The following is a 14,914-nucleotide window of genomic DNA, read 5'->3' on the forward strand; positions in this document are numbered from 1 at the left end:
TTGGTGACCCCAGCGGGATTCGAACCCGCGTTACCGCCGTGAGAGGGCAGCGTACTAGGCCGCTATACGATGGGGCCGCGTACTTCCAACCGGCGTTTCAGCCGGCCAGCCAAGTGAGTATTTCACACACCCGGCGAGTGTTTCAAATCGGCGAACCGATTGGAAACCCCTGATTTTGCCTGCATTCCTGCGTGTAAATCAGAGCTGGGATACCAGGACTCGAACCTAGAATGACGGTACCAGAAACCGTAGTGTTGCCAATTACACCATATCCCAATGATACTTTCGGGCCGGATTTTCGGGCCTCAACCCGTGCTCCGTGCCCCTCAGCACGAGAAATTACTTTACCCGAGACTTGGGGCTCGCACAAATCGGGAGCGGCGGCTGCGCCTCTGGCAGCGCACAGCCGCTTAGCTCCTGATCTGCTCCAGCGACGAGATCATGTCTCCATCGAACCCCTGTGGCGGTTCGCCCACCCTGTTGAGCCAGACGCCCAGCAAACCTGCCGCCGTCGCCCCTTCGGCGTCGAGCAGCCGGTTGTCGCCGACAAAAAGCGTGTCCCCGGGTTCGGTCCCCAGGAGCCGCACGCCCTCGAGGTAGATCGCCGGCTGGGGCTTGGCTACACCGACAGTGTCCGTGCCGACGAGCCGCGTGATGCGTTCCAGGCCGGCGCCGTCCAGTTTTGCCCGCTGATAATCGTGCACATTGTTGCTCACGGCACCGTAGGGGATGCCTGCCTGATCAAGGAGATCAAGGAGCGGCTCAACGTCGTCAAAGGCCCTCACGTAGCCTGGCTGCAACCGGGCGTACGCGCTCACCCACTGGTGCGCTTCCTCACCGTCGGCGAGTTCCACGCCGAAATGCCCCAGCGCGGCCCGTCCACGCAGCAGCCGCTGGTCATTGAAGGTCAGCTCCCCCGCCAGGTACCTGTCGTAGTAGTGAGTGGTTTCATGGGTGAAGATCCTGCCGAACCTCGCCCATCCGGCCTGGTCCAGGCCGGGAAGGAGGTGTTCGCTGACCTCGCGCAGGGCGGTGGTCATGGAGTATTCAAGGTCAACCAGGGTGTCATCGATGTCGAAGAGGACTCCCCGGATGGTACCGAAGCGTGTCGCCAGGACTCCGTCGGCGGCTGGACTGGATGCGTTCATCAGCCGCGGAAGGAGCGGAGCCGGGTCAGGGACGGGTCCTTGCCCAGGATGACCATGGATTCGAACAGCGGCGGGGAGATCCGGCGCCCTGAGACTGCTGTGCGGACGGGACCGAAGGCGAGCCGGGGCTTGATGCCGAGGTCCTCCACAAGTGCCTGCTTGAGGGCGGTCTGGATGTTTTCCGGCTCCCAGTCCTCGATGGGTTCCAGGGCGGCAATGGCGGCATCGAGGACCTCGGTGAGGTTCTCCGGCAGCCCCTTCCGGGCGTCGTCCGCGACGTCGATGGCGTCGTCGGCCTTGAACAGGAACGCGAGCATTTCCGGCGCTTCCCCCAGGAGCGCGATCCGCTCCTGGACCAGCGGAGCCGCCTCAGAGAGGATGTACTCTTCGCGGTCCGTCAGGGTCTCCCCCACCAGGCCCGCCGCGCGGAGATAGGGAACCAGGCGCGCCCGGAAATCCTCGGGGGCGAGCATACGGATGTGCGTGCCGTTGATGGCCTCGGCCTTCTTGATGTCAAAGCGGGCGGGATTGGCCAGCACGTCATGGACATCGAAGTTCTCGATGAGCTGGTCCACCGTAAAGATGTCTTCGTCGGCGGAGAGGCTCCAGCCGAGCAGCGACAGGTAGTTCAGCAGCCCTTCCGGGATAAAGCCCCGGTCACGGAGCAGAAAGAGGTTGGACTGCGGATCGCGCTTGGACAACTTCTTGTTGCCTTCGCCCATAACGTACGGAAGGTGGCCAAAGACCGGCATGTAGCTGGCGAAGCCGATCTCCATCAGCGCGCGGATCAGGACGACCTGGCGCGGGGTGGAGGACAGCAGGTCTTCCCCGCGCAATACGTGGGTGATTCCCATCAGGGCGTCATCCACCGGGTTCACCAGGGTGTACAGCGGGGATCCGTCCGCCCGGACAATCACGTAGTCGGGGATGCTTCCGGCCTTGAAGGTAATTTCCCCGCGGACAACGTCGTCGAACGTGACATCCTCGTCAGGCATCCGCACGCGCAGCACCGGCTGCCGGCCCTCGGCCTTGAAGGCGGCCAGCTGCTCCGCAGTGAGTTCACGGTCAAAGTTGTCATAGCCCAGCTTGGGGTCCCGGCCTGCGGCCCGGTGCCTGGCCTCCACTTCCTCCGGGGAGGAATAGCACTCGTAGGCATAGCCTGCGTCCAGCAGCTTCGCGACGACGTCCTTGTACAGGTCCAGCCGCAGCGACTGGCGGTACGGTTCGTGCGGGCCGCCCACTTCGACGCCTTCTTCCCAGGTGATGCCGAGCCACTTCAGCGCCTCGAGCAGCTGCTGGTAGCTCTCCTCCGAGTCACGCGCCGCGTCCGTGTCCTCAATACGGAACACAAAGGTGCCCTTGGTGTGCTTGGCGTAGGCCCAATTGAAGAGGGCAGTACGGATCAGGCCAACGTGCGGGGTGCCTGTGGGCGACGGGCAGAACCGGACCCGGACAGGGGTATCGGCGGTAACTTCACCGGTGACTTCAGGGAGGGCGGAGCTGGAAACGGCGTCGGGCGCAGAAGGAGTAGTCATAGTGACTCCAACTTTACCGCCTGCCAGGCGGGCGGCCGGGCGCCCGAATCGGTGCAGCTTACCGTCGGACCACGGGGTTGGACAGGCTCCCGATGCCCTCGATTTCCACTTCGTAGCGGTCCCCGGCCTCAACCAGGCCCACACCGGCCGGTGTTCCGGTCATGATGACGTCCCCGGGCAGCAGGGTGAAGGCCTGCGACACGATGGATACCAGCTCCCGGACGCCACGGATCATCTGGCTGGTGCTGCCGTCCTGGCGGAGCTCTCCGTTCAGCCTGCCCTGGATCTGGAGGTCCTCGGTGTCCAGCTCCGTTTCGATCCACGGCCCCAGCGGCGCGGAGGTGTCAAAGCCCTTGGCCCGGGCCCACTGCAGGTCGGTTTTCTGCACATCACGGGCGGTGAGGTCGTTGCCGCAGGTGTAGCCGAAGATGACGTCATCCACCCGTTCCTCAGGAACGTCCTTGCAGATCCGGCCGATGACCACACACAGCTCGGCCTCAAAGGAGACTTCCTCCGAAAAATCAGGCAGCACGATGGGGTCGTTGGGGCCCACCACTGAGGTGTTCGGCTTCAGGAACAGCAACGGCTGGGCGGGTACCTCGTTGCCCAGCTCGCGGGCGTGCTCCACGAAGTTCCGGCCGACGCCGATGACCTTGCTGCGCGGAATAATCGGCGCGAGGAGCCGCACGTCTTCCAGCTTGTGGCGGACAGCGGTGCGCTCCACTCCGTTGAAGAAGGGGTCGCCGTTGATGACAGTGATTTCTTCACTGCCAGGCTGGCCTTCAACAACGCCGTAGAGGGGATCAGAATCGACTACAAACCGGGCAATACGCATGGTTCCTACCCTACAGTCTTGGGGCGGCGCGCTCCGGCGGCGGTCACCGGAGCCCGGATTCTCCCCGCAGGTAGTCCAACTGCGCGGCAACGGACATTTCCGCTGCCCGTCGGACGGAAGGTTCGACGTCGGAATACACCGCGTCCGTCACGGCACCAATGGCGGCGTCCCGGCCCAGCCGGTCCAGGGCGGCGCGGATCTGGGCCAGCCGTTCCTGGCGGTGGTCGCGGTAGGCGCGGGTGATCGTCTCAAGGGACGGCAAGACGGGACCGTGGGCAGGGAGGACGGTGGCGGCGCCGATCATCTCCAGCCGGTCCAGGGACGCCAGATAGTCCCCGAGCCTTCCGTCGGGGTAGTCCAGCATGGTGGTGCCGCGGCCCAGGATGGTGTCGCCAGTCAGCACAGTGCCTTGCGGGCCGTCGTCCGGAAGGTGGAAACACACAGAATCGGAGGTGTGGCCCGGCGTGGCCAGGACGCGGATCTCCAGTCCGGCAGCATGGATGGGCTCACCGTCGGACAGGGGCGTCCCGCCGCCATGGCAGTGGCCGGGATCCGCAGCCCGCACCGGAGCCCCCGTCAGTTCAGACAGCCGCGCCGAGCCAGCTGTATGGTCGGCGTGCCGGTGTGTGACGAGGATGAGTTCAACGTGTCCGGCGCCGGCAAGAGCCCGCAGGTGGTCTTCGTCCAGCGGCCCGGGATCCACCACGACGGCGGCGCCACCATCGGCTGGCCGCAACACGTATGAGTTGGTTCCCTCCAGGCTCATGGGTCCGGGGTTGGGGGCAAGGATGAACTGCGTCAGGGCTGAGCTGCCCTGCAGGATGGGGCCGGAAGCTGAAGTCACCATCCCATCTTTGCATCCTCCCCTGCACAGCCACCCCTGCCGGAATAGAACAACGCACAGCCAGGGTTGACCACCAGTGAAGACCACACGAACTCCACCAGGAAGCCGGACCCGGAAACCATGAGCGACACAGCCCCCACCCTTGCAGATCTCCTCGCCGAAGCGGACTCCGGCGGCCATGACCACGCCGCGACGGAGAAGAACAGCGGACTCCGGCATATCCACAACCACGCGACCGGCGCAGTTGTGTGGTTCCCCACGTGGCGAAAGTTCCGCGAGACCTCCGATTGGCGCAAGGAAGTGGATGCTGTCGCCGAAGACCTCAGATCGGGTTCACAGCCGGTGGAAAAGGTGGCGGCCCGCTCCCTGACCGAAGAGCTGGAGTCCCTCCTGAAGCGTGCCGCCGCAGCGGGTGATGCCAATATCTTTGTCCAGGAGAACCTGACCAGGCATCTGACCCGGACCTGGGCCTTTGCGGACGCTGTGGCCGAGGTAACGGGGGAAGACCTGCCCACGGGTAACACCACGCCGGCCGTTTTTGCTGATTACCCGTATGACGTCTACGCGCAGGACGGCGGCGTCTTTGCCACCACGCTGTGGAATGACATTATCGATGCCCGCCGCAGCAGTGTCCTGGCCGAAGAAGCGGCACGGAAGGCGCTGAAACCCGTTTCCCGGAAGGCCATGAAAAATGCCGCCCGGAAGGCCGCCCGGCGCTGATTCCCGGGGCAGGCCCCTGAACCAAAGGGACCACCGGGACCACAGCACGACGGCGGCCGCCCGGCACTCCTGCCCGTCTTGGAGCAAGTGCCGGCCAACCGCCGTCGTAATTCTTTGGGTGAAAAGCCCGCCTAAGCCAGGCGCGTCAGCCACCCGTGAGTGTCGGGAACCGTGCCGGTCTGGATACCCAGGAGCTGCTCGCGGATGGCCATGGTGGTCTCCCCTGCCTTGGCGTCCTCAGAACCGATGAACTCGGTGTCGTCCTTCAGCACGCCGATGGGAGTGATGACCGCTGCCGTGCCGCACGCAAAGACCTCGGCGATCTCTCCCGTTGCCACACCATCGCGCCATTCATCCAGCGTGATCTTCCGCTCGGTGACTTCCCGGCCCATGTCCTTGGCCACCTGGATGACGGACATGCGGGTGATGCCTTCCAGGATGGTTCCGGTCAGCGCCGGCGTCACGAGGGAGCCGTCCTTCAGCACGAAGAAGACGTTCATACCGCCAAGTTCCTCGATGGCATTGTCATTGAACTGGTCCAGGAAGAGGACCTGCTTGCAACCGTTGGCCTCTGCCTGCTGCTGCGCGATGAGGGAAGCCGCGTAGTTCCCGCCGCATTTGGCGTCCCCGGTGCCGCCCCGCCCCGCGCGGGCATAATCGCGGGAGATCCAGATGGAGACCGGCTTGAGTTCCCGGCCGAAGTAGTTGCCCGCGGGGGAAGCGATCACCCGGAAGGAGACTTCGCGGGCCGCACGTACGCCCAGGAAGGCTTCGGTGGCGATCATAAACGGACGCAGGTAAAGGGCCTCGCCGTCACCGGAGGGAACCCATTCCTTGTCGGCCGCCACCAGCTCCCGGATGGCTCCCAGGAAGTAATCCGCCGGCAGTTCCGGAAGGGCAAGCCTGCGGGCGGATTTGTTCAGACGTGCCGCGTTGGCTTCCGGGCGGAAGGTCCAGATGGAGCCGTCGGCGTGCCGGTAGGCCTTGAGCCCCTCGAAGATTTCCTGGCCGTAGTGGAACACAGCGGCCGACGGATCCAGGGAGATCGGGCCATACGCCTCGATGCGCGGGTTGTGCCAGCCGCCGTTGCCGTCTGCGTCCACACTGTAGTCGACGATGGCGGTGTGGTCGGTGAAGTAATCGCCAAATCCCGGGTTGGCCAGGATGGCGTTACGCTCTTCAGCGGACTTCGGGGTTGCCGAGAGCTGCTGGGTGAATTCGACGCCAGGGGCAGTCTGAGTCATGGTTCCTCCACGATCGGCTGCCTGTGGAAGTGGTTCAGCGTTGAACCACAGGCAGCATTTGGTGATTCGAAACTAGCTTACGCCGCCGCGCAGGGCCCAAACGCCCAGCCCTCAGCGCAGCGTACGGCCGTGCCGCGCCTCAAGCGCATGGGCCGGCCGTGCCGCGTCTAGAGGGCTGCCGTGATGGCATCCCCGACGGCGCTGGTACTACGGGCGCCGCCGTCGCGGTTTTCGACGTCGGCAGTGACGGCAGCTTCGATCTTCCGTGCCGCCGCAGCGTAGCCAAGGTGGTCCAGGAGGAGCGCAGCCGAGAGGATCGCTGCAGTGGGATCTGCCTTCTGCTGTCCAGCGATGTCCGGTGCAGAGCCGTGGACCGGTTCGAACATGGACGGTGCGGTGCGGTCCATGTTGATGTTGCCCGACGCGGCCAGCCCAATGCCGCCTGTGACGGCAGCGGCGAGGTCCGTCAGGATGTCGCCGAAGAGGTTGTCGGTGACAATGACGTCAAAGCGCGAGGGGTTGGTGACCATAAAGATGGTCGCGGCATCAACGTGCAGGTAATCGTGGGTGACCTCTGGGAAGTCCTGCGCTACGGCCTCAACCGTGCGCTTCCACAGGTGGCCCGCGTAGACAAGCACATTGTGCTTGTGGACCAGGGTGACATGCTTGCGATCACGGGCGCTGGCGCGTCGGAAGGCATCGCGGACAAGCCGCTCAACTCCGTGGGCGGTGTTGAGCGAGACCTCGGTGGCTACTTCGTGCGGAGTGCCGGCGCGCAGCGTCCCTCCGTTGCCGACGTAGGGGCCCTCGGTACCCTCGCGCACCACGATAAAATCGATGACGCCCGGATTGGCCAGCGGGCTTCCCACCGTCCCGAAGAGCTTCGATGGGCGGAGGTTGACGTAGTGGTCCAGGCTGAAGCGCAGCTTGAGGAGCATCTCGCGTTCGATGATGCCGGACGGAATTCTGGTGTCACCGGGAGCGGCGCCCACTGCGCCGAAGAGAATGGCATCCCTGGTGCGGAGGTCTGCAAGGACTTCATCCGGCAGCGTTTCACCCGTGGCCAGCCAGTGCTCGGCGCCGAGCTTGTAGTGAGTCTGCTGAAGGGCCACGCCCTCCGCTGCCACTGCCTTTTCGAGGACTTTCAGTGCCTCGGCGATGACCTCGGGGCCGATGCCGTCACCGGGGATGACAGCCAGATCAATAGTGGATGCGCTCATGTATTTTAGGGTAGCCAAGTCATCCACATTCTGGTCAAGCTGTCTCACGATATGAACGGAGCTGCCTTGGGCCCGTCCTCCTGCACATCAACCTCATCCAACGGGAGAAGCAATAACAACCACGTTGGTGCCCCACAGGTCACCGGTGTAACAGGAAATCAGCACCAGCCGGTGGGGCGCCACATCCCACACGGGACTGTCCTTGAGTCCGGACTTAACATACGTGGTGACCTGATCCACCTGGTACGTCAGCTCGCCCGTTGAGGTGGCCACCGTCAACCTGTCCCCTGCCGCCGCCATGGTGCTGAGCCTGTTGAAGGGTGCCTCCATGTCCGCCCAGCTGTGGCCGACGATGTAGGTGGTGTTGACGGACCCCTCCCCCGGCATGCCAAACGGCGTCAGCCAGTAACCGTCGATCGTGGAAGGCGGAATGATGGTGCTGGCAGCAACATCCGCGCCATTTGGATCCAAGGGATGAACGGCCACATCAATCCCTGCGGCCGCGTAGACCAGCCGTTGCGGCGGGGCCGCGGCAGGACCAGCCGGGACTGCCGCCACCGGCGGACTTGAAAGCTGCGGATCGGAAGGCACCGGACTGGAAGACTCCGGACCGGACGGAGCGGGGTCCTCTGCCCATTGACCAGCAGCCGGGGCTGATGCCGGCGCCGGATCCGGGGCCGATCCAATACCGCTTCCGCCGCCGGCCAGAAGTGGGATGAGGGCCACCACCAGGTAACCCAGGACACCGCACAGCACCACAAAGATCATCGCCCGGCGCCAACTGCCGCTGCCTGCAGCTGTCAACGTTCCCGCCTGGTGATCAGTATCCATGGGTTCCTCGCGAAGCTGCCGGACATGGTGAATGAGTACTGATGAAGGGCAGGCGCCGTGCACCTTTTCGGGCACGGCGCCTGCCGGTGGATCATCCGACGCCGTCTGGGGCGCCAGCGGGCGCCGTCACTCCTGGCGCTTGCCTCCGGAGACTCCACCTGTCGCCAGTTTCCTGTGAACTGCCACCCCGGCGGCTGCGAGCAACAGGGCCACGACGCCGCCCATCCATGGGGCGAGGGCAGTGTCGGTTGAGCCTGTCACGGCAGTCTGGACGTTGAACCCCTGGTTTGTCGCCACCGCTCCGGCGCCACCCGGCTGCCCGGCTGCTGCCCCGCGGGGAACGACGGCACCTGGCACAACCGGCTTGCCCGGGGGTACTACGTGCGGCTTGACGGGAACACAGCCATTGTTGAATGTTGCCTGTCCTTCAGCCGTCCAGTTCTGTCCAGCGGGCACAATGTTTCCGCTGTTCGGCGGGATGATGTCTTCGCTTAGCTGGTGGTTGGCGTTGGCGTGCCCGTTGAGCCCGTTCAAGGAGATAGTGATAACCACAAACGGATTGGATGCTGAGCCGGTAGCGTGGCAGATGGTTATTTTGTGGTCCGCGTTCCCGTTGGGAGGAGTGACCGCTCCCCCCGGTTTCACGCAACCCGCATTCCACCAATCAACTTTGTCCAGATTGCTGCCGCCGGGCAGGACGGTCCCGTTGTTCTTCGGGATGATGTCTTCGCTGAGCTGGTGGTTGGCGTTCCCATGGCCGTGAAGACCGTTGACGTTCATTGTTATCTGCACGTACGGGTTGGTGCTTGATCCCGTTGCGTGGCAGATGGTGATCATTTCGCCGCCGCCGGGTGATTCCGCCGGCGACGCGGTTGCCGGGGCCGTGGCGCCCAACAATGCAAGGCCCGTGACTCCTAGTGCGGCAAGGATCCGTTTCATTTCCGTCTCCGTCCATTGTCTGGTCGAACTGATCAGACACGAGGGAAAACGGCGACCGCCCCTTGATGACGGGTCAAACAGCAAACAGACGGCATCGGGGCGACGGTTCTCCCAGATGTGAATCATCAGTTCGCTTACGGATCTAGGCTACGGACCCGCATACTTGCCCGTCTCCAGTACTCAGTACCCGCTTTGGCGGACAGACGGTACTTGGTGGGGCCGTTGCAGTACCTGTTTCGGGCCGGGCCAAGTAGCCCGGCCGAACGTACTCTAGCCCTCGGCCGGTTCCTCGTACTTGGGGAAGACGGGGGCCGGCGCCGGCAATGCGGTCCCTGCGGCGATCGGTGTGGTGAGCGCGGCAAACTGCCGTGCCTGGCCTTGCGGCTGGCCAAGGGTGTCCAGGAGTTGTGCAGTTGCGGTGGGCATAATGGGCTGGGCGAGGATGGCCACGATCCGCAGCACCTCCAGCGTCACGTACAGGACAGTGTTCATCCGTTCGACGTCGGTCTTGCGCAGCACCCAGGGCGCCTGCTCGGCAAAGTAGGCGTTGGTATCCCCCAGTACGCCCCAGATCGCTTCCAGGGCACGGCTGAATTCCTGCTTTTCGAAAGCGGCCCGCGCGGTCTCAAGAAGACCGTTGGCCTGATCCAGCAGAGCTGAGTCCGCGGCGGAGAAATCTCCCGGCGCCGGAACAACGCCTGCACAGTTTTTGGCCACCATGGACAGCGAACGCTGGGCCAGGTTGCCAAAGTTGTTGGCCAGGTCCGAGTTCATACGTCCCACAATGGCCTCGTGGTTATAGCTGCCGTCGGCACCAAACGGAACTTCACGAAGGAAGAAGAACCGCACCTGGTCAAGGCCGTACTGGGCCACAAAGTCTGCCGGGGCCACCACGTTGCCCAGCGACTTGGACATCTTGACGCCGTTGTTGTGCAGGAAGCCGTGGATCATTACGCGCTTGGGCAGTTCCAGCCCGGCACTCATCAGGAAAGCCGGCCAGTAGATGGCGTGGAAGCGGGAAATATCCTTGCCGATGATGTGGACGTCGGCAGGCCAGAACTTGCGGAACGACGCCGAATCCACGTCCGGGTAGCCAACGCCCGTGAGGTAGTTCGTCAGTGCATCTACCCAGACATACATCACGTGCTTGGGGTTGCCGGGAACCGGAACACCCCAGTCAAAAGTGGTGCGGCTGATGGAGAGGTCCTCCAGGCCACGCCTGACGAAGCTGATGACCTCGTTGAACCGGGACTGCGGGGCACCGAATTCCGGCTGAGCCTCATAGAGGGCAAGGAGCCGGTCCTGGTACTGGGACAGCCTGAAGAAGTAGCTCTCCTCAGCAGTCCATGTCACTTCGGTGTCCGTCTCCTTCGAGTAACGCACGCCGTCGTCCTTAACCAGGGTGTCGTCCTCGACGTAGAAGGCTTCATCCCGGACGGAATACCAGCCTTCGTACTTCGACAGATAGATATCGCCGTTGGCTTCCATCTTTTTCCAAATGGCCTGCGACGCCGCGTAGTGGTCAGCGTCCGTGGTGCGGATGAACCGGTTGTACGTGATTCCCAAGGCGGAATGTGCAGCTTTGTAGACCTCGGCATTGCGGTCCACCAGTTCCTTGGGGCTGATGCCTTCCTTTTCGGCCGTCTGGGCAATTTTCATGCCGTGCTCGTCCGTGCCGGTCAGGAACATCACGTCATAGCCGTCCAGCCGCTTGAAGCGCGCCATGGCATCAGTGGCGATGTACTCATACGCATGCCCGATGTGCGGCACACCGTTCGGGTAGGTGATGGCCGTGGTGATGTAGAACGGTGGTTTCTCTGTTGCAGTCACGAGCGGACGTTACCTTTGGTGCGGAGGGACAGGCTAGATGAGTTCAGTCAGCGTATCGCTAAGGCGAACCAGTTCGTGATCGTGGGAAGCGACCAGCACCGCGATCCCGTCGTTGGTGGTGTCCTTGAGGATGCTGATGATGCGGTTCGCTGAGGCCCGGTCCAGGCTTGCGGTGGGCTCATCCACCACCAGCACGCGGGTGCCCAGGATCAGCGCACGCGCAATGGCCACGCGCTGGCGTTCACCACCGGAGAGCTGGGCGGGACGGTGGCGCATCCGGCGGCCCAACCCCACAAGATCGAGCAGGTCCTTTGCCATGTCACGGCGCTGGTCCACTTCGCCGTCCGGGACGGCCGGCAGGAGCACGTTCTCGAGTGCGCTCATGCCGTCAATCAGGGCGCCGCCCTGGTCAACGTAGCCGATCAGGGCCCGGCGGCGGTCAGCGATTTCGTCGTCGCCCATGCTTTCGAGGGAGTCACCCTCCCAGAAAACACGGCCCGACGTCGGCAGCGTCAGTCCCGCGCCCACGGTCAGGATGCTGGTCTTGCCTGAGCCGCTTCGGCCGGCAACGCAGTGCATCTCACCGGCGTGCAGGGTGAGGTCAAAACCCTCCACGACGCTGACGGACTCTGCGCCGCCCTTGCCACCGCCATAGCGGATGGTGACATCGCTGAGCTCCAGCGGTGTCCCGTGGTCTGCAGCCTTGACGATGGTGTTGGCGCGCGTCTGGAGAGGGCCTCCACCGGAGTCGGCCCGGCGGCTCCGTTGAACGTTCGTCTGGTTTGTCATTGGACCACTTTCGTTGCAATCGGTATCCAGCAAATCACAGCCACAAGGCCGGCCACTCCGGCCCACAGTGCAGCGTACGGGGCAAGGAGCATTCCTATGCCCAGCGCGCCCAGGACTCCCAGCGGCAGGGCCACCGTTCCCACGAGCGCGTTCTCGAAGAAGCGGACTTGCCGGAGCATGTCCGGGTTCCAGCCCATGGCCTCGAGGATGCCAAGGTACTGGCGTTTGGCGGTGAGCTCAAACCTTCCGGTCACCAGGGTCAGCACCAGCCCAACCGTCACTCCGGCCAGCGCAAGGAGGATGCTTGGCAAAGCTATGCTGGCGGCTGCCAGGCCGCTGAGTGCACTGGCGCCGGCCGCGCGGGGAATATCGATCAGCAGCGCAACCAGTCCGCCGACGGCTGCTCCAAACACGCCAACCGCCACCGCCAGGGACAGGGTGTTGAACTTGTTGGTGCTCAGCTGCCGGTTGGCGAACGTCAGCGGCGAGTCGACGGGGATCAGCCGTTCGTCATGCTGCGGTTCCTGGTCCACCTCGTCACGGTGGCGCAACTGCTGCGCAGCGAAGAACGCCGCAGCCGCATACAGGACCAGGACCGACGCCGAGACGATCACGGTCGCCAGGCTCCAGCTCAGCAGGCTCAGGGCAATTCCTGCTACTGCAAGCAGTGCAGCACCCACCGCGAATTCCTCGAGAACCCAATTCCGGATCCGGCCCTGCGTCCAGCCCATGGCACGGAGGGTGCCGGCTTCCTGCTTGCGTTTCCGGATGTAGCTGACAGTGGACGCGCCGGTCAGAAGCGCGGCCCCACAAAGTGTCAGGAAGAGCAGCGTGACGTTGGTGCCGGTGAGGGATCCGGAGACGGCATCGGCTGCGTTCTGCCGGACCCAGGACTGCTGGACAGTGCCCAGGTCCGATTCCTTGCCGGCGTCGTCCTTGGAGTATCCGGGAACAAAGATGCTGGCGTCCTCGCGGGCGGAACCGGCCACAACGGTGGCTTCCAGGCCCATGGCACGGATCTCGCCGGCCAGCTTTTCGACGTCGGGCTGGGCCTGCTTCCAGCTGCCGGGGGCCTTGGCGCGGACGCGCACGGCGTCGATCACCGCGGCGTTGTCCTTGTAGCCGCGGGCGGCGGCCAGGCCGTAGTAGTCGGTGATGGCGCCGGCGGACTGGCTGGCGAGCCCGGTCGCGCTCAGCGAGGGCTTGAGTTCGGTTTCGGTGACGGCCTTTCCTTCGGCGTCCTTGGTCAGCGTCAACGGGGTGGGGTCGTAGCCGCCCAGGGGCAGCCTGTTGACGTCTCCGGCGGCCTTTTCGACGGCGGAGGGGTCAAACGTTCCGTAGACCATGGCAAGCGGTGCCGCGAGCTTCTCCCCTGTTGCCAGGTCTTCACGGTAGGAACGCTCATCCACGGGGTCGCGCTGGGTCTGGTCCACCGAAGCGCCGCTGGCACTCTTTTCGGGCAGCCGGTTGACGGTGACCCAGTCGCCGGGAACGGCTGACTTTTCAACTGCGCCGTTGTCGGCCGTGCTGCCGTCCGTGTACTTCGGGGCAGACGCAAAGTCGGTGCTCCAGGCTGCAGGAGTGTACAGGCCCTGATTGAAGTTTCCGGTGTTGCCCAGCAGGTCGGAGTGATCCGTGGAGCCAGGCCAGGACAGCGCGAAGGGATCCTTGGAAACGAACGGCAGGTAGTCCTTGTCCAGGGAACGCGTCGCCGTGCCAACGTCCTTGACCACTTTGCCGGACGCGTCGATTTCCTCGATCTTGACGTTGTACTTCAGGTCAAGGGACGTGCCTGAACGCACAATCAGCGGGATGGCCTGGGAATCCGCGGTGAGCAGTCCGTTGCGTTTGGCCTGCTGGTACTGCGTCATCAGGGGAGCCCAGTACTTGAGCTTGACCCCCAGGAAGTCGGGCCCGTCTGCCAGGTCCTGCATGCTGATGCCGTTGGTGAAGAGGCTTTCGAAATGCCGTCCGATGGCGCCGGCATTGCGGGCATCAGCCGGGGGCGCCTTTTCCAGCGGCGCCAGGAAGTCGCCTGCGGAGCCCAGCAGCGCACGTTCTGCCACGGGATCAACAGCCACCACCGACTCTGTCACCTCCGGTGACAGCGGCAAGGAGACTGAAAGGTTGAAGAGGTTGTGCTCGGATCCGCCGGCTGGCGCGGGAAACTTGATGCCGGTTTCCCCGGCCGGCGGGGCAATCCGGATGCTGCTTCCGCCGGCGGCCTTCTCCTCCACAAGCTTGCCTTTGCCCAGGGTGCCTTCGGCGGTGGACTTGAAGAGCGTCTGCTCGGAAACGCCGTCGGAGCTGACTGCGCTGGCCGTCAGCCGGTAGGTCTTGGGAGTGTCGCTCAGGACCGACTCCGCAGCCGGCCACTTGCTGGGCTCGGTGGCGCCCGCAGCCTGGTCGGCTGTGGCAGTGCCTGCCAGCCCGGCGTTGTAGCCAAGGTAGTCCATGGCATCAAGCCGGGGCGCCTCGAGGTTCTGCGTCACCCTGGATACCAGGCTGATGGGAGCTGCCACCGACGTACCCGTGAGGTCACGGATGGCCTCCAGCTGGTCAAAACTGATTCCGCCGCCGCCGTTGGCGATTTCCGGCTGCATCAGCGCGCCGGACCCCGCCTTGGCCTGGACCAGGACATCGTAAAGTCCGCGTGAATTCTCATCCACGGTCCGGTTGAGCGCGGCCTGCGACTGGCCTTGGACGAGGACCGACAAGCACATGGCTGCGATCAAGATGGCCGCGGTCAGCAGCAGCACTTTGCTTCTGATGAACCTCTGGACGGCGTTCATTGGGCTCCCTGAAACCTGGATTGCGTGTGTGCACCCCCACGTCCGCCGGGCGGAGCTAAAGGATTACCTGCGGGGTGTGCAAAAGGTATTGGCCGGCCTGCCGGATGTGTGTCCTGAATCAGGACCCAGTCATTGTAAGCAGACCGGCCAATCATACGTGGCCGACGTTAATCCGCCGTTCACGTGG

Annotated in this window: 12 protein-coding genes and 2 tRNA genes; 1 reads left to right on the forward strand and 13 read right to left on the reverse strand. The window is 64.1% G+C overall.

All coding sequences use genetic code 11. The features are described 5' to 3' along the window. Nucleotide 1: 1 nt before the first annotated feature. From F8G81_RS14885 to F8G81_RS14910, 6 genes are all read right to left on the reverse strand, one after another. Nucleotides 2–77 (reverse strand) — tRNA-Glu (locus tag F8G81_RS14885). 127 nt (nucleotides 78–204) lie between these two features. Further along, nucleotides 205–276, reverse strand: a tRNA-Gln gene (locus F8G81_RS14890). 134 nt (nucleotides 277–410) lie between these two features. Further along, the gene (locus F8G81_RS14895; RefSeq protein WP_267275474.1) at nucleotides 411–1,148 is read right to left on the reverse strand and encodes an HAD family hydrolase; all 738 of its coding nucleotides are present in this window, start codon (nucleotides 1,146–1,148) and stop codon (nucleotides 411–413) included. After that, a complete protein-coding gene (gltX, locus tag F8G81_RS14900; RefSeq protein ID WP_267275475.1) occupies nucleotides 1,148–2,683 on the reverse strand; it encodes a glutamate--tRNA ligase in 1,536 nt (511 codons plus the stop codon). The genes F8G81_RS14895 and gltX overlap by 1 nt, the downstream gene beginning before the upstream one ends. A gap of 58 nt (nucleotides 2,684–2,741) precedes the next feature. Further along, nucleotides 2,742–3,518 (reverse strand): fumarylacetoacetate hydrolase family protein, encoded by a 777-nt coding sequence (locus F8G81_RS14905; protein ID WP_267275476.1) that lies wholly within the window; start codon nucleotides 3,516–3,518, stop codon nucleotides 2,742–2,744. A gap of 43 nt (nucleotides 3,519–3,561) precedes the next feature. After that, a complete protein-coding gene (locus F8G81_RS14910; RefSeq protein ID WP_416377056.1) occupies nucleotides 3,562–4,365 on the reverse strand; it encodes an MBL fold metallo-hydrolase in 804 nt (267 codons plus the stop codon). A gap of 117 nt (nucleotides 4,366–4,482) precedes the next feature. On the opposite strand from F8G81_RS14910, the gene F8G81_RS14915 reads away from it, so the two are divergent. Then, a complete protein-coding gene (locus F8G81_RS14915) occupies nucleotides 4,483–5,082 on the forward strand; it encodes a hypothetical protein (protein ID WP_267275478.1) in 600 nt (199 codons plus the stop codon). A gap of 131 nt (nucleotides 5,083–5,213) precedes the next feature. Here the strand turns inward: F8G81_RS14915 and F8G81_RS14920 are convergent, their stop codons facing one another. The 7 genes from F8G81_RS14920 to F8G81_RS14950 all read right to left on the reverse strand — a co-directional run bounded on the left by F8G81_RS14920 (nucleotide 5,214) and on the right by F8G81_RS14950 (nucleotide 14,727). After that, nucleotides 5,214–6,326 carry a branched-chain amino acid aminotransferase gene (locus tag F8G81_RS14920; RefSeq protein ID WP_267275479.1) on the reverse strand — a complete coding sequence of 371 codons (1,113 nt, stop codon included), beginning with the start codon at nucleotides 6,324–6,326 and terminating at the stop codon, nucleotides 5,214–5,216. A gap of 167 nt (nucleotides 6,327–6,493) precedes the next feature. Next, a complete protein-coding gene (locus F8G81_RS14925) occupies nucleotides 6,494–7,546 on the reverse strand; it encodes a 3-isopropylmalate dehydrogenase (protein ID WP_267275480.1) in 1,053 nt (350 codons plus the stop codon). 93 nt (nucleotides 7,547–7,639) lie between these two features. Beyond that, nucleotides 7,640–8,377: a class F sortase gene (locus tag F8G81_RS14930; RefSeq protein ID WP_267275481.1), complete on the reverse strand. Its 738-nt coding sequence runs from the start codon at nucleotides 8,375–8,377 to the stop codon at nucleotides 7,640–7,642. Nucleotides 8,378–8,503: 126 nt separating this feature from the next. Then, nucleotides 8,504–9,316, reverse strand: a complete 813-nt coding sequence (locus F8G81_RS14935) for a hypothetical protein (protein WP_267275482.1) — start codon at nucleotides 9,314–9,316, stop codon at nucleotides 8,504–8,506. A gap of 270 nt (nucleotides 9,317–9,586) precedes the next feature. Next, on the reverse strand, nucleotides 9,587–11,146 hold the full coding sequence (gene metG / locus F8G81_RS14940; protein ID WP_267275483.1) for a methionine--tRNA ligase: 1,560 nt from the start codon (nucleotides 11,144–11,146) through the stop codon (nucleotides 9,587–9,589). Between the two features lie 33 nt (nucleotides 11,147–11,179). Then, complete coding sequence (locus F8G81_RS14945) at nucleotides 11,180–11,935, reverse strand: ABC transporter ATP-binding protein (RefSeq protein WP_267275484.1); 756 nt, start codon at nucleotides 11,933–11,935, stop codon at nucleotides 11,180–11,182. Then, nucleotides 11,932–14,727 (reverse strand): ABC transporter permease, encoded by a 2,796-nt coding sequence (locus tag F8G81_RS14950; RefSeq protein WP_267275485.1) that lies wholly within the window; start codon nucleotides 14,725–14,727, stop codon nucleotides 11,932–11,934. The genes F8G81_RS14945 and F8G81_RS14950 overlap by 4 nt, the downstream gene beginning before the upstream one ends. Nucleotides 14,728–14,914: the final 187 nt, after the last annotated feature.

This window comes from Arthrobacter sp. CDRTa11 (assembly GCF_026427775.1).
Taxonomy (GTDB): domain Bacteria; phylum Actinomycetota; class Actinomycetes; order Actinomycetales; family Micrococcaceae; genus Arthrobacter.